General features: G+C 69.8%; 23 protein-coding genes and 1 tRNA gene. 15 read left to right on the plus strand and 9 right to left on the minus strand.

Annotation, left to right across the window (positions count from 1 at the left end; all coding sequences use genetic code 11):
- Nucleotides 1-23 precede the first annotated feature (23 nt).
- Entirely contained in the window at nucleotides 24-542 is a 519-nt protein-coding gene (gene hscB, locus ACQY9S_RS20430; RefSeq protein ID WP_428422307.1) for a Fe-S protein assembly co-chaperone HscB, read from the plus strand.
- Nucleotides 543-648: 106 nt separating this feature from the next.
- Here the strand turns inward: hscB and ACQY9S_RS20435 are convergent.
- Nucleotides 649-725: transfer RNA gene (locus ACQY9S_RS20435), tRNA-Pro, on the minus strand.
- A 37-nt stretch (nucleotides 726-762) separates the two neighbouring features.
- The gene (gene ispB, locus ACQY9S_RS20440) at nucleotides 763-1,692 is read right to left on the minus strand and encodes an octaprenyl diphosphate synthase (protein ID WP_428425832.1); all 930 of its coding nucleotides are present in this window, start codon (nucleotides 1,690-1,692) and stop codon (nucleotides 763-765) included.
- A gap of 271 nt (nucleotides 1,693-1,963) precedes the next feature.
- Between ispB and rplU the strand changes: the two genes are divergently transcribed.
- The 5 genes from rplU to ACQY9S_RS20465 all read left to right on the plus strand — a co-directional run bounded on the left by rplU (nucleotide 1,964) and on the right by ACQY9S_RS20465 (nucleotide 5,904).
- The gene (gene rplU / locus ACQY9S_RS20445) at nucleotides 1,964-2,275 is read left to right on the plus strand and encodes a 50S ribosomal protein L21 (protein WP_428422309.1); all 312 of its coding nucleotides are present in this window, start codon (nucleotides 1,964-1,966) and stop codon (nucleotides 2,273-2,275) included.
- 27 nt (nucleotides 2,276-2,302) lie between these two features.
- On the plus strand, nucleotides 2,303-2,560 hold the full coding sequence (gene rpmA / locus ACQY9S_RS20450; RefSeq protein WP_428422310.1) for a 50S ribosomal protein L27: 258 nt from the start codon (nucleotides 2,303-2,305) through the stop codon (nucleotides 2,558-2,560).
- A gap of 102 nt (nucleotides 2,561-2,662) precedes the next feature.
- Nucleotides 2,663-3,772 (plus strand): Obg family GTPase CgtA, encoded by a 1,110-nt coding sequence (gene cgtA / locus ACQY9S_RS20455; protein ID WP_428422311.1) that lies wholly within the window; start codon nucleotides 2,663-2,665, stop codon nucleotides 3,770-3,772.
- A 32-nt stretch (nucleotides 3,773-3,804) separates the two neighbouring features.
- Nucleotides 3,805-4,923, plus strand: coding sequence for a glutamate 5-kinase (gene proB / locus ACQY9S_RS20460; RefSeq protein WP_428422313.1), 1,119 nt, complete (start codon nucleotides 3,805-3,807; stop codon nucleotides 4,921-4,923).
- Between the two features lie 75 nt (nucleotides 4,924-4,998).
- The gene (locus ACQY9S_RS20465; protein ID WP_428422314.1) at nucleotides 4,999-5,904 is read left to right on the plus strand and encodes a DMT family transporter; all 906 of its coding nucleotides are present in this window, start codon (nucleotides 4,999-5,001) and stop codon (nucleotides 5,902-5,904) included.
- A gap of 18 nt (nucleotides 5,905-5,922) precedes the next feature.
- On the opposite strand, the gene ACQY9S_RS20470 is transcribed toward ACQY9S_RS20465, so the two are convergent.
- A complete protein-coding gene (locus tag ACQY9S_RS20470; protein ID WP_428422315.1) occupies nucleotides 5,923-6,519 on the minus strand; it encodes an RNA pyrophosphohydrolase in 597 nt (198 codons plus the stop codon).
- 150 nt (nucleotides 6,520-6,669) lie between these two features.
- On the opposite strand from ACQY9S_RS20470, the gene ACQY9S_RS20475 reads away from it, so the two are divergent.
- Nucleotides 6,670-8,415 carry a proline--tRNA ligase gene (locus ACQY9S_RS20475; protein ID WP_428422316.1) on the plus strand — a complete coding sequence of 582 codons (1,746 nt, stop codon included), beginning with the start codon at nucleotides 6,670-6,672 and terminating at the stop codon, nucleotides 8,413-8,415.
- Nucleotides 8,415-9,035 carry a lytic transglycosylase domain-containing protein gene (locus tag ACQY9S_RS20480; protein WP_428422317.1) on the plus strand — a complete coding sequence of 207 codons (621 nt, stop codon included), beginning with the start codon at nucleotides 8,415-8,417 and terminating at the stop codon, nucleotides 9,033-9,035. Before ACQY9S_RS20475 ends, ACQY9S_RS20480 begins: the two co-directional genes overlap by 1 nt.
- Before the next feature lie 77 nt (nucleotides 9,036-9,112).
- Here ACQY9S_RS20480 and ACQY9S_RS20485 read toward each other — a convergent pair whose 3' ends face one another.
- The 6 genes from ACQY9S_RS20485 to hemA form a co-directional block, all read right to left on the minus strand.
- Nucleotides 9,113-9,676 (minus strand): UbiX family flavin prenyltransferase, encoded by a 564-nt coding sequence (locus ACQY9S_RS20485; protein ID WP_428422319.1) that lies wholly within the window; start codon nucleotides 9,674-9,676, stop codon nucleotides 9,113-9,115.
- Between the two features lie 74 nt (nucleotides 9,677-9,750).
- Nucleotides 9,751-10,083, minus strand: a complete 333-nt coding sequence (grxD, locus tag ACQY9S_RS20490) for a Grx4 family monothiol glutaredoxin (RefSeq protein ID WP_428422321.1) — start codon at nucleotides 10,081-10,083, stop codon at nucleotides 9,751-9,753.
- Between the two features lie 102 nt (nucleotides 10,084-10,185).
- A complete protein-coding gene (locus tag ACQY9S_RS20495) occupies nucleotides 10,186-10,875 on the minus strand; it encodes a hypothetical protein (RefSeq protein ID WP_428422322.1) in 690 nt (229 codons plus the stop codon).
- Nucleotides 10,876-11,048: 173 nt separating this feature from the next.
- The gene (prmC, locus tag ACQY9S_RS20500) at nucleotides 11,049-11,888 is read right to left on the minus strand and encodes a peptide chain release factor N(5)-glutamine methyltransferase (protein WP_428422323.1); all 840 of its coding nucleotides are present in this window, start codon (nucleotides 11,886-11,888) and stop codon (nucleotides 11,049-11,051) included.
- A complete protein-coding gene (prfA, locus tag ACQY9S_RS20505; RefSeq protein WP_428422325.1) occupies nucleotides 11,888-12,970 on the minus strand; it encodes a peptide chain release factor 1 in 1,083 nt (360 codons plus the stop codon). The genes prmC and prfA overlap by 1 nt, the downstream gene beginning before the upstream one ends.
- Before the next feature lie 65 nt (nucleotides 12,971-13,035).
- On the minus strand, nucleotides 13,036-14,376 hold the full coding sequence (gene hemA / locus ACQY9S_RS20510; protein ID WP_428422327.1) for a glutamyl-tRNA reductase: 1,341 nt from the start codon (nucleotides 14,374-14,376) through the stop codon (nucleotides 13,036-13,038).
- Nucleotides 14,377-14,495: 119 nt separating this feature from the next.
- Between hemA and ACQY9S_RS20515 the strand changes: the two genes are divergently transcribed.
- From ACQY9S_RS20515 to trhA, 7 genes are all read left to right on the plus strand, one after another.
- Nucleotides 14,496-14,771 carry a hypothetical protein gene (locus tag ACQY9S_RS20515; RefSeq protein ID WP_428422329.1) on the plus strand — a complete coding sequence of 92 codons (276 nt, stop codon included), beginning with the start codon at nucleotides 14,496-14,498 and terminating at the stop codon, nucleotides 14,769-14,771.
- A 10-nt stretch (nucleotides 14,772-14,781) separates the two neighbouring features.
- Nucleotides 14,782-15,417 (plus strand): 7-carboxy-7-deazaguanine synthase, encoded by a 636-nt coding sequence (gene queE, locus ACQY9S_RS20520; RefSeq protein ID WP_428422331.1) that lies wholly within the window; start codon nucleotides 14,782-14,784, stop codon nucleotides 15,415-15,417.
- Nucleotides 15,418-15,561: 144 nt separating this feature from the next.
- Entirely contained in the window at nucleotides 15,562-15,951 is a 390-nt protein-coding gene (locus ACQY9S_RS20525) for a 6-pyruvoyl trahydropterin synthase family protein (protein WP_428422333.1), read from the plus strand.
- 60 nt (nucleotides 15,952-16,011) lie between these two features.
- Nucleotides 16,012-17,334, plus strand: coding sequence for an adenosylmethionine--8-amino-7-oxononanoate transaminase (gene bioA / locus ACQY9S_RS20530; protein ID WP_428422335.1), 1,323 nt, complete (start codon nucleotides 16,012-16,014; stop codon nucleotides 17,332-17,334).
- Complete coding sequence (bioD, locus tag ACQY9S_RS20535; protein WP_428422337.1) at nucleotides 17,331-18,020, plus strand: dethiobiotin synthase; 690 nt, start codon at nucleotides 17,331-17,333, stop codon at nucleotides 18,018-18,020. The genes bioA and bioD overlap by 4 nt, the downstream gene beginning before the upstream one ends.
- 20 nt (nucleotides 18,021-18,040) lie before the next feature.
- A complete protein-coding gene (gene bioF / locus ACQY9S_RS20540) occupies nucleotides 18,041-19,231 on the plus strand; it encodes an 8-amino-7-oxononanoate synthase (protein ID WP_428422339.1) in 1,191 nt (396 codons plus the stop codon).
- 105 nt (nucleotides 19,232-19,336) lie between these two features.
- Nucleotides 19,337-19,981 (plus strand): PAQR family membrane homeostasis protein TrhA, encoded by a 645-nt coding sequence (gene trhA, locus ACQY9S_RS20545; RefSeq protein ID WP_428422340.1) that lies wholly within the window; start codon nucleotides 19,337-19,339, stop codon nucleotides 19,979-19,981.
- Nucleotides 19,982-19,985: the final 4 nt, after the last annotated feature.

A 19,985-nucleotide genomic window follows, 5' to 3' on the forward strand; every position in this document is an offset into this window, starting at 1 on the left:
CTCGGTGCGGTGCGGGCGGCACGATGAAGATCGACGACGACGACTTCACGCTCTTTGCCATCGCGCCGCGCTTCGTGCAGGACCGCGCAGTGCTCGACGCACGCTGGAAAGCGCTGCAGTCGGAAGTGCACCCGGACCGGTTTGCCGCCGAGGGGCCGGCCGCGCGGCGCGTGGCGATGCAGTGGGCGATCCGCGTAAACGAGGCCTACCAGCGCTTGAAAGACCCGCTGGCGCGGGCCGCCTATCTCTGCAGCTTGCATGGCCAGGCGCTCGATGCGCAGACCAACACGGCCATGCCGGCCGCCTTCCTGATGCAGCAGATGGCATGGCGCGAAGCCCTGGAGGCAGACGGCACGCCGGACGGCATCGAAGCCTTGGCCGCCGAGGTGAGCGACCGCCAGCGCAGCCTGCAAGACGAACTCGTCGTCCTGATCGACGAGCGGCAGGATTGGTCGGGCGCGGCTTCACTCATCAGGGCCTTGATGTTCATCGCGCGCATGGCGCAAGACCTTGATCAGCGCCTCGATGTGCTGAGCCGGTAGCCGTCTGCGACGAAAGCTGTCGCAGGTTTGGCACAGACCGCTTTCGAAGTCCTCGACAAGACGGTGTCGAAGTGCGCCACCAGGGGCTGATCTCGGATGGGAAACTTGGTCGGGGTGAGAGGATTCGAACCTCCGGCCTCTACGTCCCGAACGTAGCGCTCTACCAGGCTAAGCTACACCCCGATTGGGTCAAGCAGACGTTGACCGCTTCAGCAGACATTCACGAAGAGCGCCCTGTCGACTGAGCACATAAGTGTAGCAGAGCTTCGCGGTACACGGACGGCGGCAAGACGGACAAGGCATTGCACGCCAGCTCGACTTCGGCGCGGGCCACTTCCCTGGTGGCCTCCAGGGCGCCGGTCGCCCGGACGATCTCGATGATTTCCGGCAGGCGCTGGACTTCGCCATGCTCGATGGCGGCACGTATCACGTCGCGCTGCGCGGGCGTGCCCCGGGTCATCGCCACCAGCAGGGGCAGGGTCGGCTTGCCTTCCCGCAGGTCGTCTCCGACGTTCTTGCCCAGCGCCGAGGTGGCACCTTCGTAGTCCAGCAGGTCGTCGACCAACTGGAACGCCGTGCCGAGCGCACGCCCATAGTCGGCGCATGCCGCTTCGACGGCGGGAGGGGCATCGGCCAGCAAGGCACCCAGTCGTGCGCTGGCTTCGAACAACTTGGCGGTCTTGAACCTGATCACCCGCAGGTAGTCTTCGATCGGCAGGTCGGGGTCGTGCATGTTCATCAACTGCAGGACCTCACCTTCGGCAATCACGTTCGTCGCGTCGGCCAGCACCTCCAGGACCTTCATGCGGTTCACCGAAACCATCATCTGGAAGGCGCGCGAGTAGAGAAAATCCCCCACCAGCACGCTGGCGGCGTTGCCGAAGCGCGCATTCGCGGTGTCGCGTCCGCGGCGCAGCGCCGACTCGTCGACGACGTCGTCGTGCAGGAGGGTCGCCGTGTGGATGAACTCGACGGTGGCGGCCAGCTCGAAGCGTTCGGAGCCGCGAAAGCCCAGTGCTTGCGCGAAGAGCAGCACCAGCATCGGGCGGATCCGCTTGCCGCCGGCGCTGATGATGTAGTGCGAGATCTGGTTGATCAGGACCACATCCGAGGCCAGCCGGCGCCGGATCAGCGCATCGACCTCCGCCATGTCCGTGGCGACCAGGTCAGCGAAAGAAAGGGTCGACCCAGTGGCGTTCGAGACGGCAGTCACGCTGAAGGAAAGGTAGGTTGCTCGCGGAAGCGCGAGCGCCCCAATTATAGGAAGGGAATCGCGGTGCGATCCGACCGCTGCCGCAGGGCGCCCGCAGTTTGCCGGGCAAGGCGCAAGCGGTGCTACAATTTCGGGCTCTGCAAAAATTTGCGGAGACTGGTGTGGCGCCGGCAGGAGCCGCTCAGGTCATTCGAGTGAAAGGGCTGATATGTACGCGCTCATAAAAACCGGCGGCAAGCAATACAAGGTTGCCGCAGGCGAAAAAATCAAAGTAGAACAGATTGCTGCGGACGTTGGCCAAGAGATCGTGATCGACCAGGTGCTCGCCGTCGGCAGCGGCGCGGACCTCAAAGTTGGCACTCCCTTGGTTGTCGGCGCGACTGTCAAGGCCACGGTCGTGGCGCATGGCAGGCACGACAAGGTGCGCATTTTCAAGATGCGTCGCCGCAAGCACTATCAGAAGCGGCAGGGTCACCGCCAGAACTTCACCGAGCTGGAAATCAGCGCGGTGAACGGCTGAGACCTGCAACCGAGAAGGAGCTAAGAAATGGCACAGAAAAAAGGCGGCGGTTCCACCCGCAACGGCCGCGACTCCCAGCCGAAGATGCTCGGTGTCAAGGTGTTCGGTGGTCAGGCCATCCTGGCGGGTTCGATCATCGTGCGCCAGCGCGGTACCCAGTTCCATGCAGGCAGCAACGTGGGCATCGGCAAGGATCACACCTTGTTCGCGCTCGTGGACGGCAAGGTGAGCTTTGCCGTCAAGGGCGAGCGCAACCGCAGGACGGTGTTCGTCGAGCCGGCCTGAGCGCATTCAGCGCTGCGACGGAGCCCCGGCGAGCCGGGGCTTTTTTGTTGCGGTGCTCCAGATAACATCGAGCCGCTCGCCAGAGCAGCAGGCACACTTCCCATGAAATTCGTTGACGAGGCTTACATCGACGTGATCGCCGGCAACGGCGGCAACGGTTGCGTGAGCTTTCGCCGCGAGAAGTTCATCCCGTTCGGCGGGCCGAACGGCGGCGATGGCGGCCGCGGAGGCAGCGTCTACGCGCAGGCCGATCGCAACCTCAACACGCTGATCGATTTCCGCTACGCACGGCGCCACGAAGCGCGTCATGGCGAGCATGGGCGAGGCTCCGACCAGTTCGGTGCCGCCGCCGAAGACATCGTGATGCGCATGCCGGTGGGCACCATCATCAGCGACGCTGAAACCGGTGCGCCGGTCGCCGAGCTCCTGGAGCCGGGCGAGAAGATCCTGATCGTCAAGGGCGGCGATGGCGGCTTCGGCAACCTGCACTACAAGACCAGCACGAACCGCGCGCCGCGGCAGAAGACGCCCGGCTGGCCCGGCGAGCACAGGAAGCTCAAGCTCGAGTTGCGCGTGCTGGCCGACGTGGGTTTGCTGGGCATGCCCAACGCCGGCAAGTCCACGCTCATCAGCGCGATTTCGAATGCGCGTCCGAAGATCGCGGACTATCCGTTCACGACCTTGCATCCCAACCTCGGCGTGGTGCGCGTCGGGCCGGAGCAGAGTTTCGTCGTCGCCGATGTCCCGGGCCTGATCGAAGGTGCGGCCGAGGGAGCCGGGCTGGGGCACCGCTTCCTGCGTCACCTGCAGCGCACCCGGCTGCTGCTGCACATGGTCGACATGGCGCCGTTCGACGACACCGATCCGGTCGCGCAGGCCAAGGCCATCGTGGCCGAGCTGAAGAAGTACGACCCGGCGCTGCACGACAAGCCGCGCTGGCTGGTGCTCAACAAGCTCGACGTGGTGCCGGCCGAGGAGCGTGCCGCGCGGGTGAAGGACTTTGTCAAGCGCTTCAAGTGGAAGGGCCCGGTCTTCGAGATCTCGGCCCTGACGCGCGAGGGCTGCGAGCCGCTGGTGAAGGCGATCTTCCAGCACGTGGCCAGCTACCAGACCCATTACGTCGACCCCGACGTTCGTTTCGCCGAACCCGAGGGCGAGGCGGATGAAGAACCCCGCTTCGCGCCGCAGGCGGACGACCCGCGCTTTCGCTGAGGCGCGAACGCTTTCTTCGATAGAGAGGCTGCATGCCTGAAGTGCTGCATGGTGCGAGGCGCATCGTCGTCAAGGTCGGCTCGAGCCTCGTGACCAACGAGGGGCGGGGCGTCGATGCCGCCGCGATCGGCAACTGGTGCCGGCAGCTCGCGGCGCTGGCCGGCCAGGGCCGCGAGCTGCTGATGGTGTCCAGCGGGGCGATTGCCGAAGGCATGAAACGCCTGGGCTGGAGCGCCCGGCCCAAGGAGCTCAACGAACTGCAGGCCGCCGCCGCCGTCGGCCAGATGGGCCTGGCGCAGATGTACGAAAGCAAGCTGTCGGAGCACGGCATCGGCAGTGCCCAGGTGCTGCTGACGCACGCCGACCTCGCGGACCGCGAGCGCTACCTGAATGCCCGCTCGACCCTGCTGACGCTGCTGTCGCTGAAGGTGATTCCCGTCATCAACGAGAACGACACGGTCGTCAACGACGAAATCAAGTTCGGCGACAACGACACGCTCGGCGCCCTGGTGGCCAATCTCGTCGACGCCGACGCGCTGGTGATCCTGACCGACCAGCCCGGCTTGTATTCGGCCGACCCGCGCAAGGACCCGCAGGCCCGGTTCATCCGCGAGGCGCACGCCGGCGCGCCCGAACTCGAACGCATGGCCGGCGGTGCGGGCTCCACCATCGGCCGCGGCGGCATGATCACCAAGGTGCTCGCCGCGAAGCGCGCGGCGAGCAGCGGCGCCTCGACCGTGATCGCCTGGGGCCGCGAGCCCGATGTGCTGCTGCGCCTGGCCGCCGGCGAAGCGATCGGCACGCTGCTCGTCGCCAGCACCCCGAAGCTGGCGGCGCGCAAGCAGTGGATGGCCGACCACCTGCAGCTCCGCGGCGCGGTTCTCATCGATGACGGTGCCGTGGCGAAGCTGCGGGACGAGGGCAAGAGCCTGCTGCCGATCGGCGTGGTCGAGGTGCAGGGCGAGTTCGTGCGCGGCGACGTGATCGCGGTGCGCAGCCTGGGCGGTGTCGAGGTCGCCCGTGGCCTGGCCAACTACGCCAGCAGCGAAGCGCGGCTGATCGCGCGCAAGCCGTCCTCGCAGATCGAGGGCCTGCTGGGCTACAGCAACGAAGCCGAGATGATTCACCGCACGAATCTCGTGCTGGCCTGACCGCGGCCTCTTGCGAGCTGCCTGCTGCTGCGAGCGCCTGGCCCGGTGCGCCACCTCCAAAAAGCAACGGATCGCATGACAGGTGGTGCCGGTTCGCGTGCCGCACGCATCGACGGGCGGGCCGCTGCGGCCCTGGTCCTGTGCTGCGCGCTGTGGGGCCTCAATCAGGTTGCCATCAAGGCGGCGCTGCCCGAAGTGGGCTCGTTGGTCCAACTGTCCGTTCGCAGCGTCGTCGCGCTGGCGCTGGTACTGGCTTGGATGCGCTGGCGTGGCATCGGCTGGAACTGGCGTGACGGCAGCCTGGTGCCGGGCCTGATCGCCGGCGCCCTGTTCGCGATCGAGTTCGGCTGCATCTTCATCGGGCTGCAGTACACGACGGCAGCGCGCTCGGTGGTGTTCATCAACACCTCGCCCTTCGTGGTGGCCCTGGCGCTGGCCTGGCTGGTCCCCGCCGAGCGGCTGCGGCCCTTGCAGACGGTCGGTCTGGCCGTCGCCTTTGCCGGCGTGGCGTATGCATTTGCCGAGCCGGCGCCACAGGGCCATGCCTGGCCCTGGCTGGGCGATGCCTTGATCCTCGTTGCCGCCGTGCTGTGGGGCCTGACCACCGTGATCATCCGGTTCAGCGTGCTGCGCAGCGCAGCCCCCGAGAAGACGCTGGCCTACCAGCTGCTCGTTTCGGCGCTGGCGTCGCCGGTGGCAGCCTGGGCGAGCGGCGCACCCTGGCCCGCCGCCTGGAGCCTGTTGGCCGTCGGCTCGCTCTTCTATCAGGCGGTGATCGTCACCTTTGCGAGCTACCTGCTGTGGTTCTGGCTGCTCACGCGCTACCCGGCGACCAGAGTGCAGGCTTTCGTCTTCCTCACGCCGGTGTTCGGCGCGGTGTTCGCGGCCGGTTTGCTCGGGGAGTCGGTGGGAGCCGACCTGCTGGTGGCGCTCGGGGCCGTGGCGGTCGGGCTCGGCCTGCTGAATCGCCGGTCCGGTTGACATCGCCACTGCGGCGCGTCAGTCCCCTTGACCGGGCTCCGGCGCAGCCGCGTCGTCGGCAGGGGCTTGCTCGTTCGGCCGCTCTTCGTCGTCGCGGCGGTGCGCCCGCATCCCCGAGCGGAGATAGCGGTTGTGGTGGTTGGCGCGCGGCAGGAAGCGCGCCAGTTCGGTCAGCGCCATCTGGTAGACGTCGCGCTTGAAGTCGATCACGACCTCGAGCGGCACCCAGTACTCGTTCCAGCGCCAAGCGTCGAACTCCGGGTGGTCGCAGGCGCGCAGGTTCATGTCGTTGTCGCGGCCGGTGAGCTGCAACAGGAACCAGATCTGCTTCTGACCGCGGTAGTGGCCGCGGGCCTCGCGCCGGATGTAGTGATCGGGAACCTCATAGCGCAACCAGTCGCGCGTGCGCGCGAGGATGCGCACATGCTCGGGCTGCAAGCCCACCTCTTCGTGCAGCTCACGGTACATCGCCTGCTCGGGCGTCTCACCGTACTTGATGCCGCCTTGCGGAAACTGCCAGGAGTGGGTGCGTATGCGTTTGCCCCAGAACACCTGGTTCCGCTGGTTGAGCAGAACGATGCCGACGTTGGGCCTGAAGCCTTCACGGTCGAGCATAATGAAACCTCGAATTCAGTCTTGAATTCATTATTGCACCGGGCCTCTGCGATGCAAGCCCGCGCCTGCCCCAGGGTGCGGGGATGGCCCGGCGGCATCGCTCCCGCAGCACGTCACGCAGCATTTCTTCGCACGCCTTCGGCCGCCGCCATGAAAGCCTCACAGTTCTTTGTCTCCACCCTGAAAGAAGCGCCGGCCGATGCCGAGATCACGAGCCACAAGCTGATGATGCGCGCCGGCCTGATCAAGCGGCTCGGCGCCGGCATCTACAGCTACATGCCGATGGGGCTGCGGGTGATCCGCAAGGTCGAGGCCATCATCCGCGAGGAGATGAATCGCGCCGGTGCGATCGAGCTGCTGATGCCGGTCGTGCAGCCGGCCGAGCTGTGGCAGGAGACCGGGCGTTTCGAGAAGATGGGTCCGGAGCTGATGCGCGTGAAGGACCGTCACGACCGCGACTTCATCATCCAGCCGACCAGCGAGGAGGTCGTCACTGACATCGCGCGCCAGGAACTGCGCAGCTACCGGCAGCTGCCGAAGAACTTCTATCACATCCAGACCAAGTTCCGCGACGAGCGCCGGCCGCGCTTCGGTGTGATGCGCGGGCGCGAGTTCACGATGAAGGATGCCTACTCCTTCGACCGCGACGAAGCCGCTGCCGGCAAGAGCTACGAGGCGATGTACGCCGCCTACGGCCGCATCTTCGATCGCTTCGGCCTGCACTACCGCGCGGTGGCGGCCGACACCGGCGCGATCGGCGGCGACCGCTCGCACGAGTTCCAGGTCATCGCCGACATCGGCGAGGACGCGATCGTCTACTGCCCGACCAGCGACTACGCCGCCAACATCGAGCTGGCCGAGTGCCTGCCGCTCGCGGCGCAACGGCCGGCACCGACCCAGCCGCTGGACAAGACGCCGACGCCCGGCAAGGCCACCTGCGCGGAGGTGGCCGCCTTGCTCGGCCTGCCGCTGGCGCAGACCGTGAAGTCGCTGGTGCTGGCGACCGATGAGAAGAGCGAAGGCGGCGACATCGTCAAGACCACCGTCTGGCTGCTGCTGGTGCGGGGCGATCACGAGCTCAACGAGGTCAAGGCCGGCAAGCTGCCCGGCCTGACGGCGGGCTTCCGCTTCGCGACGGCTGGCGAGATCGACGCGCACTTCGGCTGCAAGCCGGGCTACCTGGGGCCGATCAGCCTGAAGCAGCCAGTGCGCGTGATCGCCGACCGGACGGTCGCGCACATGGGCGACTTCGTCTGCGGTGCCAACGATGCCGACTTCCACTACACCGGCGTCAACTGGGGCCGCGACCTGCCCGAGCCCGACCTCGTGGCCGACATCCGCAACGCCGTCGAAGGCGATCCGTCGCCGGACGGCAAGGGCGTGCTCGCGATCCAGCGCGGCATCGAGGTCGGCCATGTGTTCTACCTCGGCACCAAGTACAGCGCCGCGATGAACGCCACCTACCTCGACGAGACCGGCAAGCCGCGCCTGATGGAGATGGGCTGCTACGGGATCGGCGTCACGCGCATCCTCGGCGCGGCGATCGAGCAGCGCTTTGATGCGCGCGGCATCGTCTGGCCGGCCTCGATTGCGCCCTTCGAGGTGGTCGTCTGTCCGATCGGCTACGACCGCTCCACCGAGGTCAAGCAGGCGGCCGACGCGCTGCACGATGAACTGCAGGCGCTCGGCCTGGACGTGATGCTCGACGACCGCGGCGAGCGCCCGGGCGCGATGTTCGCCGACTGGGAGCTGATCGGCATCCCGCAGCGCGTGGTGATCTCCGACCGCGGGCTCAAGGAGGGGCAGGTCGAACTGCAAGGCCGGCAGGAGGCCGAGGCGAGCAAGCTGGCGCTGGCAGACGTTGTCGCGCAGCTGCGCACACGCTTGCGCGCTTGATGCAAAGGGCGCGCCGCCTCGCACTGCTCGCGAGCCTGGGACTCGTCGCCGGCCTGCGGCCTGGCGCGGCGCGGGCCGGCTCGCAGATCGAGGAGCCGCTGGCGGACGCCGTGCGCACGGCGCTGTCGGCCGCGGTGTCCCGCGGCGCGCCGCCGCACCCCACCTTCGCCAGCACCGAATCGCGGCTGGCCTACCTGCGCTGGCTCGGTGCGATGAGCCAGCGTCTGCAAAAGCGCAAGACCGAGCACCTGACGCGCATCGAGTTCCTCGAAACGCTCTGGTATGAAAGCCGGCGGGCCGGACTGGATCCGGGGCTGGTGCTCGGCTTGGTCGAGGTCGAGAGCGGCTTTCGCAAGTTCGCGGTGTCGGTCGCCGGTGCTCGCGGCTACATGCAGGTGATGCCGTTCTGGATGCGGACCATCGGCGACGGCGATGTCGGGCGCCTGTTCCACCTGCAGACGAATCTGCGCTTCGGCTGCGTGATCTTGCGCCACTACCTCGACCGCGAGCGCGGCGACCTCTACCTGGCGCTCGGCCGTTACAACGGCAGCCGGGGTCGGCCCGAATATCCGAACGCGGTGTTCGCCGCACGCAAGCGCTGGGAATACAAACAGGACTGAACGGCGGCGCGGGGCCGTCCCCGAGCCGGCCGGGACTCCCGCGGGGGTGGCTGCGCTACGCCGCAGCCACCATGGGTTCAGAGACCGGACCAGGCCCTGGGCGCTGCGGCGTCGAGTCCCAGCAGCGCGAGCACGCGCTCCACGGTGTCGTCCACCATCTCGTCGATGCTCGCAGGCCGGTGGTAGAAGGCCGGCAGCGGGGGGAACACGATGCCACCCATCTCGGTCACCGCGGTCATGTTGCGCAGGTGCGCCAGATTGAAGGGTGTTTCGCGCACCAGCAGCAACAGCCGGCGGCGCTCCTTCAGCGTCACGTCGGCAGCGCGCGTTAGCAGGTTGTCGCCAAAGCCGTGGGCGATGGCCGCCAGCGACTTCATCGAACAGGGGGCAACGACCATCGCCGCGGTCGCGAAGCTGCCGCTGGCGATGCAGGCGCCGACGTCTCCCGGCGCATGCGCATGGTCGGCCAGCGCCTCCAGCGCCTGCCGGTCCAGCCCCAGTTCGTGGTGCACGTTCAGCACGCCCGCCGGCGTGACGACGAGATGGGTTTCGGCACCCAGCGCACGGGCGCGCGCCAGCAGTCGTGTGCCGTACACCGCACCGGTCGCTCCGGTGATGCCGACCACGAGCCGTCGGGTCATTTGCTGTGCCTTCGCGTGATCGGCTGCCCTGCGAGGCGCGGGGCGCCACCGGTCAGGGCGGGGGAGGCTGGCCGTCAGGCCTTGGCGCTCAACAGCGGCTGAAGCTCGCCGGACTGGTACATCTCGGCCATGATGTCCGAGCCGCCGACGAACTCGCCGTTCACGTACAGCTGCGGGATCGTCGGCCACTTCGCATAGTCCTTGATGCCCTGGCGGATGCCTTCATCTTCGAGCACGTTCACGGTCGCCAGGTCGGTGACGCCGCAGGCCTTGAGGATCTGCACCGCGCGGCCGGAGAAACCGCACATCGGGAACTGGGAACTGCCCTTCATGAACAGCACCACCCGGTGCGCCTTCACCAGTTGGTCGATGCGTTGCTGAACGTCAGTGGTCGTGGTTTGGGTCATGATGGCTCGCGGCAGAAATTCGGGAACAGCTGCGGTTATACGGCAAAGCCGGCCCGCTCCCTCCGGATCGCCGTCAAATCCCCACCCGGAGTCGCGAGAACATCAGAACGAATACGACACGCCGAGCTGCAGCAACGGGCTCAGTTGCAGGTCGCGCAGGCTGTCGATCAGGCCCTGCTGACCGAAGCGCACCACGGAGCGCGGTTGCAGCGCCACCACGCCGACATCGGCGCTGAAGCCCCAGCCGCCGCCAGTGGCGCGCAAGGACTTCAGGCCGGTGTAGCCGACACCCACGTACGGCACCGAGCCGTTGCCGCCGTCGTCCGCGACCAGCCCCGGGGTGGCGAGGCTGAAGTTGCGACGCTGTGCACTGAAACCGCTGCCCAGCGTGGACACAGAGGCCGGCAGGGCAGACCATGCCGCGCCGCGCGGGCCGTAGATCAGCCCGCCGGTCGCCCGCAGTCCGCCGCTGTAGTCGCGCCCGGCGGCGCCGTGCTGGAGAAAGTAGTAGTCGCCGAACAGGCTCAGGCTCTGCCGCAGGGTGCCGCTGTAGGGGTTCGACAGGTCGAGGCCCGGGTCGTAGCGCCCGCCTGCCAGCGCGGCATTGCTGCCACTGGTCAGGTCCAGGCGGCCCTGCCAACGCGGCCACGCCGTGTTGCTGCTGCGCAGGCCGAGGCCGCCGGGGGTGGATTCGGACGCGCTCTGCGCACTGCACAGCGCGGGCGTGAAGGCTGCAGCCAGCGCACAGACCACCGGCAGGGTCGGACGGAACAAGGTGCAGCACACGTTCATGGCAGGCTCCTCGGGCAGACCCGGGTGGCCTCGCGCGGCTCGTCTCGGCCTCCCGGAAAATGATCCTACGCCGCTGGGCCGCCTTGTGGGATGAGGGTCGCCGCGGCGCAACAGGCAGCGGCTGCGCGGTGCGAGGTTTCGCACGAACGGCCGGCTCGACGCGGCCTTGCCGCTCAGCCGCCTCGGCGTGCCCCGGTGCAGCGCGGTTGTCCGGCGAGGTCGAGGCGCGTGGCGATCTCGTCGAAACCGGCGGCATCCAGCAGTGCGCGCACGGCGTCAGCCTGGTCGTAGCCGTGCTCGAGCAGCAGCCAGCCACCCGCCCCGAGATGTGCCGGAGCGTGGGCCACGATGTGACGCAGCGCGGCCAGTCCGTCCCGGCCCGCGGTGAGCGCCTGTTGCGGCTCATGGTGCAGTGCGGCCAGGTGGGCGTCGCCCTCGGCGATGTAGGGCGGGTTGCTCACGATCAGCTCGAAGCGCCGCCCGGCCAGCGCGTCGAACCAGTCGCTGTGCAGCCATTCGACCGCCAGACCCAGCTCGCGGCCGTTCGCCTCGGCGATTGCGAGCGCGGCCCGACTGGCGTCGAGCGCGGTCACGCGGACCAAGGGGCGCTGTGAGGCGATCGCCAGCGCGATGGCGCCACTGCCGGTGCCGAGGTCGGCCACGGCGGCGTCGGCGGTCGGTGCCAGTCGCTCGAGCGCCCACTCGACCAGGGTCTCGGTATCGGGACGCGGGATGAGCACGTCAGGCGTGACGGCGATCGGCAAGCCGAAGAACTCCTGCTCGCCCAGCAGGTAGGCCAGCGGCTCGCCCGCGGCGCGGCGCGCGAGCAGGACGCCGTAGCGCTCGCACGCCGCGGCGTCGGGCAGCGCATCGTCGTGCGCGAGCAGCCAGCTGCGCGGGCGGTCCGTGACGGTGCTCAGCAGTGCCTGCGCGTCGAGGCGGTCGACGCCCGCGGTGCGGGCTGCCAGCAGGAGCGCCGCGACGCTGCCGGCCTCGGGTGCCGCGTGGCTCATCAGTCGCCGATCTCGAGTTCGGCCAGCAGCTCGGCCTCGCGCGCCGCGACCAGCGCCTTCACCACCGGGTCGAGGTCGCCATCCATGATCGCGCCGAGCTGGTAGAGCGTCAGGTTGATGCGGTGGTCGGTGAGCCGCCCCTGCGGGAAGTTGTAGGTGCGGATGCGGTCGCTGCGGTCGCCGCTGCCGATCAGGCTCTTGCGCGTGGCCGCTTCCTTCGCCTGGCGTTCGAGTCGGTCCTTGTCGCGCAGCCGCGCGGCCAGCACTGCCAGCGCCTTGGCCTTGTTGCGGTGCTGGGAGCGGTCGTCCTGGCACTCGGCCACCAGCCCGGTCGGCAGGTGGGTGACGCGCACGGCCGAGTCGGTCTTGTTGACGTGCTGGCCGCCGGCACCGCTGGCGCGGTAGGTGTCGATGCGCAGCTCGGCCGGGTTCAGCGTCACCTCCTGGGCTTCGTCGGGCTCGGGCAGCACGGCCACGGTGCAGGCGCTGGTGTGGATGCGGCCCTGGGTCTCGGTGGCCGGCACGCGCTGCACGCGGTGGCCGCCGGACTCGTACTTGAGGTGGCCGAACACCGCGTCGCCCTCGATGCGGACCACGACCTCCTTGTAGCCGCCCAGCTCGCTGTCGCTGGCCGACATCAGCTCGACGCGCCAGCCCTGGCGCTCGGCGTAGCGGGTGTACATGCGCAGCAGGTCGCCGGCGAACAGCGCCGATTCGTCGCCACCGGTGCCGGCGCGAATCTCGAGGAAGGCCGGGCGGGCGTCATCGGGGTCGCGTGGAAGGAGCAGGCGTTGCAGTTCGGCTTCCAGGCGCCCGAGCTCGGCTTCGGCGCTGGTGACCTCCTCGGCCGCCAGGCCGGCCAGCTCCGGGTCGGCCGCCATCTCGCGGGCCGCGGCCAGGTCGCTCTCGCGCTGCGCATGGCGCCGGTGGCGCTCGACGATGCCCGACACCTCGATGTGCTCGCGGCTCAGCGACCGGAAGCCCGCCGCGTCGTGCATCGTCCCGGGGTCGGCGAGCAGCGAGTCGAGTTCGGCGAGGCGACGGGCGTAGCGGTCGAGTTGCTGGCGCAGGGCAGTTTTCATGTAGGGCAGGGGGGCGCCGGACCGGCAGCCGGGGCCGGCCACCAGACACCGGCAGGGCCGGTGGGCTAGAGCGTCCCGTCGAGGTCGTCGCTGCGCTCGGCGGGCGGTCGGCCGGAACGCACTGCGGCGAGCGGCAGCGTGCCGCGCAGGAACAGGCGCGACACCGTCGCGGCCAACTGCGCACGCTGGGTCGGGTCCGAGGCATGCAGCTCGGCCAGGGCGCCGTGCAGCATCTTCTGAGTCAGGCCGCGCGACAGCGCGTCGAGCACCGCGTCGATGCTTTCGCCCCGGGCGAGCAGCTTGCGCGCGCGCAGCAATTCGTTCTCGCGCCAGCTGTCGGCCTGCGCGTTCAGCGCCTGGATCAGCGGCACGGTGCCGCGCTGGTCCAGCCAGTGCACGAAGCTCTGCACGCTGGTCTCGATGATCGCTTCGGCCTGGGCCACGGCGGCCTGGCGTTTCTCGCCGCCGCTCTGCACGATGGCCGACAGGTCATCGACCGTGTAGAGGTAAACATCGTCGAGCCGCGCCACTTCGGGCTCGATGTCACGCGGCACGGCCAGGTCGACCATGAACATCGGGCGGTGGCGCCGTGTCTTCAGCGCGCGTTCGACGGCCCCCAGGCCGATCAGCGGCAGCGAACTGGCGGTGCAAGACACGACGGCGTCGAACTCGTGCAGGCGCAGCGGCAGGTCCGACAGGCGGATCGACTCGGCGCCGAACCGCGACGCCAGCTTCTCCCCGCGCTCCAGCGTGCGGTTGGCCACCGCCATGCGGGCCGGCGCGCGCGCGGCGAAATGCGTTGCCGCCAGCTCGATCATCTCGCCGGCCCCGACGAACAGCACGCGGATTTCGCGCAGGTCCTCGAACAGCTGGGCGGCCAGGCGCACCGAGGCGGCCGCCATGCTGATCGAATGGACGCCGATCTCGGTGGAGGTGCGAACCTCCTTCGCGACCGCGAAGCTGCGCTGGAACAGCTGGTGCAGCGTGCTGCCCAGCGTGCCCGCGGCGTCGGCCTCGCGCACGGCCTGCTTCATCTGGCCCAGGATCTGGGGCTCGCCGAGCACCATCGAGTCCAGCCCGCTCGCCACGCGGAAGGCGTGGCGAGCGGCCTCGCCCCCTTCGAGCATGTAGGCATGGTGGCTCAGGGTGTCGGCATTGACGCCACCGACGCTGGCCAACCACTCGATGGCCGGGCGCACCAGCTGCGGCTCGGCGGCGCAGTACAACTCGGTGCGGTTGCAGGTCGACAGGATCGCGGCCTCCGGTGCGCCGGGCCGTTGCGCCATGGTCAAGCGCTCGCGCAAGGCGTGCAGGGTCGGCGCCAGTTGCTCGAGCGTGAACGCAAAACGACCGCGCAAATCCACTGGCGCGGTCGTGTGGTTCAGGCCCAGGGTGAACACCGACATGCGCTGATTATAAAATCGGCCGTTGTTTCGAAGCGCCGTACTTTCCAGCAGCCCCTGGCACCCCCCGGGCGCGGGCCGCAGCGGCTCGCGGACCGGCGCGTACGCTGAACTGCCCATCCATGACCGCGCTCGACGCTCTCATCCACCTGCTGAACCTCGTGCTGCCGGCCGCGCTCCTCGGGGGTATTGCCGCGGCCTTGGCGAAGCTCGTCTGGTTCCGTGCGCTGAAGGCCGTTCCGCTGCGGCGGCTGGCCGGCTGGGCCTGTGGCGCGGCCACGGTGGCGCTGCTGGGCGGCCTGGTGCTGACCGGTCGCGACGGTGCGATGCTGACCTACGGCGCGATGGTGCTGGCCTGTGCCGCCGCGCTGGGCTGGGCCGGCTGGGGACGACATTGAGGTCGGCGCGATGAGCTACGCGGTCAAGGAGGTCTTCTACACCCTGCAGGGCGAAGGCAGCCATGCCGGCCGCCCGGCGGTGTTCTGCCGCTTCGCCGGTTGCAACCTGTGGAGCGGCCGCGAGGCCGACCGGGACAGCGCCGTCTGCCGCTTCTGCGACACCGAGTTCGTCGGCACCGACGGGGCTGGCGGCGGCAAGTTCACGATCGCCGAGGCATTGGCCTCGCACGCTGCCGCGCACTGGCCGGCCGACGACACGGGCCGACGCTTCGTCGTGCTCACGGGCGGCGAGCCCTTGCTGCAGGTCGACGCAGCCTTGATCGATGCGCTGCACGCGCAGGGCTTCGAGATCGCGGTCGAGACCAACGGCACGGTGCCCGCGCCGGCCGGCATCGACTGGCTGTGCGTCAGCCCGAAGGCCGGCGCGCCGCTGCTGCAGCGCTCGGGCCAGGAGCTGAAGGTGGTGGTGCCGCAGCGCGGCATCGACCTCGGCGAGTTCGACGCGCTCGATTTCGCCCAACGCCGCGTGCAGCCGATGGACGGCCCGGACCTCGCCGCCAACACCGACTGGGCCGTGCGCTGGTGCCTCGCGCACCCGCGCTGGCAGCTCAGCCTGCAGACCCACAAACTCCTCGGCATCCGCTGAAGATATGAACCACCCCCGTTGCGGCTTCGCCGCTCCCCCTCGAGGGGGAGCCGCTGGCAGCCCGGCCGAGCCGGTCCGCGGCGGCTGCTCGGCTTTTGCCGGCTCATGGGGCGCGGGTGGCGCGGAGCGCAATGGACCACTGAGATGTTTGAACTGAGCCAGTCCTTCTATTTCGAGTCGGCGCACACGCTGCGCCGCCAGGTCGAGCGCAACGAGGCCGACGGCAGCCGCCGCGTCCACGGCCACACCTACACCGCCGAGGTCACGGTGTGCGGCGAAGTCGACCCGGCCAGCGGCATGGTGGTGGACCTCGCCCACTTGCGCGCCGCCATTGCCGCGGTGCGCGAGCAGCTCGACCACCACTTTCTCGACGAGGTGTCCGGCCTCGGGCCACCGACGCTCGAGAGCCTGTGCCGCTTCATCCACGACCGACTGCTCCCGACGGTGCCGGGCATCGCCAGCGTCAGCGTCGGTCGGCAGAGCAGCGGCGACCGCTGCACCTACCGGCCGGCGCCGGTGGACCGCCGGCGATGAGTGGCTTGGTGGCCTCCGCGTGGGGGATCGGCGGATGTCCCCGTTCGGCAAGGAACTCCGATGATTGACACGCTGGCCGAGCGCAGCCGGCGCGCGGTGTGGCATCCGTGCACGCAGATGAAGCGCCACGAGCGCGAGCCGCTGCTGGCGATCGCACGCGCCGAGGGCCCCTGGCTGATCGACACCGACGGGCGGCGTTACCTCGACGCGGTCAGTTCGTGGTGGGTCAACCTGTTCGGCCACGGCCACCCGCGGCTGCGGGCCGCGCTGGCCGAGCAGCTCGCCACGCTCGACCACGTCATGCTCGCCGGCCTGACGCACGAGCCGGTGGTCGAGCTCTCGGAGCGCCTGGGCGTGCTGACTGGCCTGGGCCATGCCTTCTACGCCAGCGACGGCGCATCGGCGACCGAGATCGCGCTGAAGATGAGCGCGCACAGCTGGCGCAACCGGGGCCGGCCGCAGAAGTGCGAGTTCGTCGGACTGGCGGGCGGCTACCACGGCGAGACCGTCGGTGCGCTGTCGGTGACCGACATCGCGCTGTTCCGCGAGGCCTATGCGCCGCTCGTGCGCCTGAGCGCCACCGTGCCGTCGCCCGACACGCGGCATGCGGCGCCGGGCGAGGATGCCGTGGCCTGCGCGCTGCGTTGCGCGGCCGCACTGGAGGACTATTTCGAGCGGCATCACGAGCGCACGGCGGCGCTGATCGTCGAGCCGCTGGTGCAGTGCGCCGCCGGCTTCGGCATGCACGACCCCGAGTACCTGCGGCGCGCGCGGGCGCTGTGCGACCGCTACGACGTGCACCTGATCTGCGACGAGATCGCGGTGGGCTTCGGCCGCACCGGCACGCTGTTCGCGCACCAGCAGGCGGGCATCCGGCCCGACTTCATCTGCCTGTCGAAGGGCCTGACCGGCGGCACGCTGCCGCTGTCGGCGGTGCTGACGACCGACGCGGTCTACGAGGCCTTCTACGACGACCTCGCCTCGCGCGGCTTCCTGCACTCGCATTCCTACACCGGCAACCCGCTGGCCTGTCGCGCCGCGCTGACCGTGCTCGATCTGTTCGAGCAGCCGCTCGGCGGCGAGCCGGTGCTGGCGCACAACCGCCGGACCGCGGCCCGCCTAACGGCGCTGTGCGAGCCGCTGAGCGCCCACCCGCGCGTGCGCTCGGTGCGCCAGCTCGGCATGCTGTGGGCCTGGGAGATCGACGATGGCGGCAGGGCCGGCTTCTCCAGCGCCTACCACCTTGCGGCGCGCGAGCAGGGATTGCTGCTGCGGCCGATCGGCAGCACGCTGTACTTCATGCCGCCCTACGTGCTCGACGACGACGCCCTGGAGCAGCTCGCCGGCGGCGCGCGGCGCGCGCTGAACGCGGTGCTGGCATGACGGCCCCGGCGGCGGGCGTTGCGCGCGGCTGGTTCGTGACCGGCACCGACACCGGCGTCGGCAAGACCCGCGCGAGCGTCGCGCTGCTGCAGGCGCTGCGCGCCCGCCATGCACGCTGCGCCGGCATGAAGCCGGTGGCGGCCGGCACCGAAGCCGGCGAGGACGGCGCCGGGAACAACGAAGACGTGCTGGCGCTGCGCGCGGCGAGCAATGTTGCGGTGCCCGCCGCGCTCGACAACCCGGTGCTGCTGCCCGATGCGATGTCACCGCACATCGCCGCGCGGCGCGCGGGCCGCCGCATCGAGGTCGACCCCCTCGTGGCTGCCTACCATGCGCTGGCGGCGCAGGCCGACGCGGTGGTGGTCGAAGGGGCGGGCGGCTTCCTCGTGCCGCTGTCCGACACCGCGACAGGCGCCGACCTCGCGGCGGCACTGGCGCTGCCGGTGATCCTGGTGGTCGGCCTGCGCCTCGGTTGCCTGAACCACGCGCTGCTGACGCACGAGGCCATTGCCCACCGCGGCCTGCGGCTGGCCGGCTGGGTCGCCAACCGGCTCGACCCTGCGATGCCCGAACAGGATGCCAACGTCGACTACCTGCGGCAGCGCCTCGGCGCGCCCCTGCTGGCCGACTGGCCATGGCAGCCGGGCGCCCACCCGTGCACGCTGGCACTGCGATTGCCCGACTGAGCCCGACGGAACCCTTCCCCATGCCCGACATCACCGACGTCTTCGAAGCCGCCGTGGCGGCGCTCGATGCGCAGCAACTGCGCCGCCACCGCCGCGTGGTCGCGCCGCTCGACGGCGCCAGGGTGCAGGCCGACGGGCAGCCGCGCCTGGCCTTCGCCGGCAACGACTACCTGGGCCTGTCGCAGCACCCTGCGCTGATCGAGGCCGCCCAGCGCGGCGCGGCGCGCTACGGGGTCGGCGCGACCGCCTCGCCGCTGATCTGCGGCCACAGCCCGGCGCACGAGGCGCTGGAGCAGGAGCTGGCGCGCTTCGTGGGCCTGCCGCGCGCGCTGTACTTCTATGCCGGCTATGCGGCCAATACCGGCGCGATCCCGGCGCTGGTGGAGCGCGGCGACGCACTGATCTCCGATGCGCTGAACCATGCCTGCCTGATCGACGGCGCGCGCCTGTCGCGTGCCGAGCTCACGGTCTACCCGCACAACGACCTGGCGGCGCTGGAACGCGCGCTGGTCGCGAGCCGTGGCGCGCGCCGCCGCCTGGTGGTGGTCGACGCCGTGTTCAGCATGGACGGCGACCTGGCACCGCTGCCGGAGATGCTGGCGCTGTGCGAGCGCTTCGATGCCTGGCTGTATGTCGACGATGCGCACGGCTTCGGCGTGCTCGGCGAGGGCGGGCGCGGCAGCCTGTCGCACTGGGGCCTCGATGCCGGTGCGATGCCGTCGCGGCTGATCTACATGGCCACGCTGGGCAAGGCCGCCGGCGTGGCCGGCGCCTTCGTGGCCGGCGCGCCGGCGCTGATCGAATGGCTGACACAGAGGGCACGCACCTTCTTCTTCGCCACCGGCGCGCCGCCGATGATCGCCGAGGCGCTGCGCGCCAGCCTGCAGGTCATCGAGGCGGAAGGCTGGCGGCGCGAACGCCTGCTGCAGCTGCGCGCTCGCCTGTCGGCCGGCCTGGCCGTGCTGCCCTGGCCCGCGCCGGCCTCGCAGAGTGCGATCCAGCCGCTGCTGCTCGGCGACAACGGCACCGCGCTCGCCGTGATGGCGGCGCTCGATGCGCGCGGCATCTGGGTGCCGGCGATCCGACCGCCCACGGTGCCCGAGGGGACGGCGCGGCTGCGCATCTCCTTGTCGGCCGCGCACACGCTGGACGACGTGGACCGGCTGTGCGCCGCGCTGGCCGAGGCAGGGATTACGACGCCCCCTGTCTGAGCTGCCCGCATCGAGGGGGTTCGGCCACACCACCGATGTCAATGCTTCGCACAATCGGCTCATCGCAGCACGACGCTGCGATGCGAAGAAGCCGGAGCGTGCGCCATGGTCCTGCCCGAGCGCCCACAGACTGCCACCGAGGAGCTGGCCAATGCGGCCAGCCATGCACTGGGTCTGTTGCTGGCGCTGGCGTCCCTGCCGGTCGTCGTCGAGTTCGCGGCGCGCCACGGCAGCCTGGTGAGGCTGGTCGGTGTCAGCGTGTTCTCGGCCACGATGATCCTCGTGTACTTCGCGTCGGCGCTGTACCACGCGCTGCCGCGGGGGCGAGCCAAGCGCTGGTGCAACACGCTGGACCACGTGGCGATCTACCTGTTCATTGCAGGCAGCTACACACCGGTTGCGCTCGGCAGGCTGCCCGACGGTCCGGGCTGGACCCTGCTGGGGCTGGTGTGGGCGCTGGCGGTCATCGGCGCGCTGCTGAAGATCAACCGGCGTCTGTCGAATCCGCTGCTGTCGACCGGGCTCTATGTGGCGATGGGCTGGCTGGCCGTGTTCGCGGCCGGCCCCGTGCTGCGCGACATGCCCTTCACCGTCCTGGCCTGGTTGCTGGCCGGCGGGCTCGCCTATCTGGTGGGCGTGGTCTTCTTCGTGCTCGACTCGCACCTGCGCTTCGGCCACTTCGTCTGGCATCTCTTCGTGCTGGTCGGCAGCACCTGCCACTTCGTCGCGGCGCTGGGCCCCCCGGTGTGAGCGG

The organism is Methylibium sp. (assembly GCF_965279545.1).
Taxonomy (GTDB): Bacteria; Pseudomonadota; Gammaproteobacteria; order Burkholderiales; family Burkholderiaceae_C; genus Methylibium.

What these genes read in the sequence shown, in the direction of transcription:
- hscB (WP_428422307.1), top strand. Translation starts at nt 24, where the DNA reads ATGAAGATCGACGACGACGACTTCACGCTCTTTGCCATCGCGCCGCGC.
- ispB (WP_428425832.1), bottom strand. Translation starts at nt 1,692, where the DNA reads ATGGCGGAGGTCGATGCGCTGATCCGGCGCCGGCTGGCCTCGGATGTG.
- rplU (WP_428422309.1), top strand. Translation starts at nt 1,964, where the DNA reads ATGTACGCGCTCATAAAAACCGGCGGCAAGCAATACAAGGTTGCCGCA.
- rpmA (WP_428422310.1), top strand. Translation starts at nt 2,303, where the DNA reads ATGGCACAGAAAAAAGGCGGCGGTTCCACCCGCAACGGCCGCGACTCC.
- cgtA (WP_428422311.1), top strand. Translation starts at nt 2,663, where the DNA reads ATGAAATTCGTTGACGAGGCTTACATCGACGTGATCGCCGGCAACGGC.
- proB (WP_428422313.1), top strand. Translation starts at nt 3,805, where the DNA reads ATGCCTGAAGTGCTGCATGGTGCGAGGCGCATCGTCGTCAAGGTCGGC.
- ACQY9S_RS20465 (WP_428422314.1), top strand. Translation starts at nt 4,999, where the DNA reads ATGACAGGTGGTGCCGGTTCGCGTGCCGCACGCATCGACGGGCGGGCC.
- ACQY9S_RS20470 (WP_428422315.1), bottom strand. Translation starts at nt 6,519, where the DNA reads ATGCTCGACCGTGAAGGCTTCAGGCCCAACGTCGGCATCGTTCTGCTC.
- ACQY9S_RS20475 (WP_428422316.1), top strand. Translation starts at nt 6,670, where the DNA reads ATGAAAGCCTCACAGTTCTTTGTCTCCACCCTGAAAGAAGCGCCGGCC.
- ACQY9S_RS20480 (WP_428422317.1), top strand. Translation starts at nt 8,415, where the DNA reads ATGCAAAGGGCGCGCCGCCTCGCACTGCTCGCGAGCCTGGGACTCGTC.
- ACQY9S_RS20485 (WP_428422319.1), bottom strand. Translation starts at nt 9,676, where the DNA reads ATGACCCGACGGCTCGTGGTCGGCATCACCGGAGCGACCGGTGCGGTG.
- grxD (WP_428422321.1), bottom strand. Translation starts at nt 10,083, where the DNA reads ATGACCCAAACCACGACCACTGACGTTCAGCAACGCATCGACCAACTG.
- ACQY9S_RS20495 (WP_428422322.1), bottom strand. Translation starts at nt 10,875, where the DNA reads ATGAACGTGTGCTGCACCTTGTTCCGTCCGACCCTGCCGGTGGTCTGT.
- prmC (WP_428422323.1), bottom strand. Translation starts at nt 11,888, where the DNA reads ATGAGCCACGCGGCACCCGAGGCCGGCAGCGTCGCGGCGCTCCTGCTG.
- prfA (WP_428422325.1), bottom strand. Translation starts at nt 12,970, where the DNA reads ATGAAAACTGCCCTGCGCCAGCAACTCGACCGCTACGCCCGTCGCCTC.
- hemA (WP_428422327.1), bottom strand. Translation starts at nt 14,376, where the DNA reads ATGTCGGTGTTCACCCTGGGCCTGAACCACACGACCGCGCCAGTGGAT.
- ACQY9S_RS20515 (WP_428422329.1), top strand. Translation starts at nt 14,496, where the DNA reads ATGACCGCGCTCGACGCTCTCATCCACCTGCTGAACCTCGTGCTGCCG.
- queE (WP_428422331.1), top strand. Translation starts at nt 14,782, where the DNA reads ATGAGCTACGCGGTCAAGGAGGTCTTCTACACCCTGCAGGGCGAAGGC.
- ACQY9S_RS20525 (WP_428422333.1), top strand. Translation starts at nt 15,562, where the DNA reads ATGTTTGAACTGAGCCAGTCCTTCTATTTCGAGTCGGCGCACACGCTG.
- bioA (WP_428422335.1), top strand. Translation starts at nt 16,012, where the DNA reads ATGATTGACACGCTGGCCGAGCGCAGCCGGCGCGCGGTGTGGCATCCG.
- bioD (WP_428422337.1), top strand. Translation starts at nt 17,331, where the DNA reads ATGACGGCCCCGGCGGCGGGCGTTGCGCGCGGCTGGTTCGTGACCGGC.
- bioF (WP_428422339.1), top strand. Translation starts at nt 18,041, where the DNA reads ATGCCCGACATCACCGACGTCTTCGAAGCCGCCGTGGCGGCGCTCGAT.
- trhA (WP_428422340.1), top strand. Translation starts at nt 19,337, where the DNA reads ATGGTCCTGCCCGAGCGCCCACAGACTGCCACCGAGGAGCTGGCCAAT.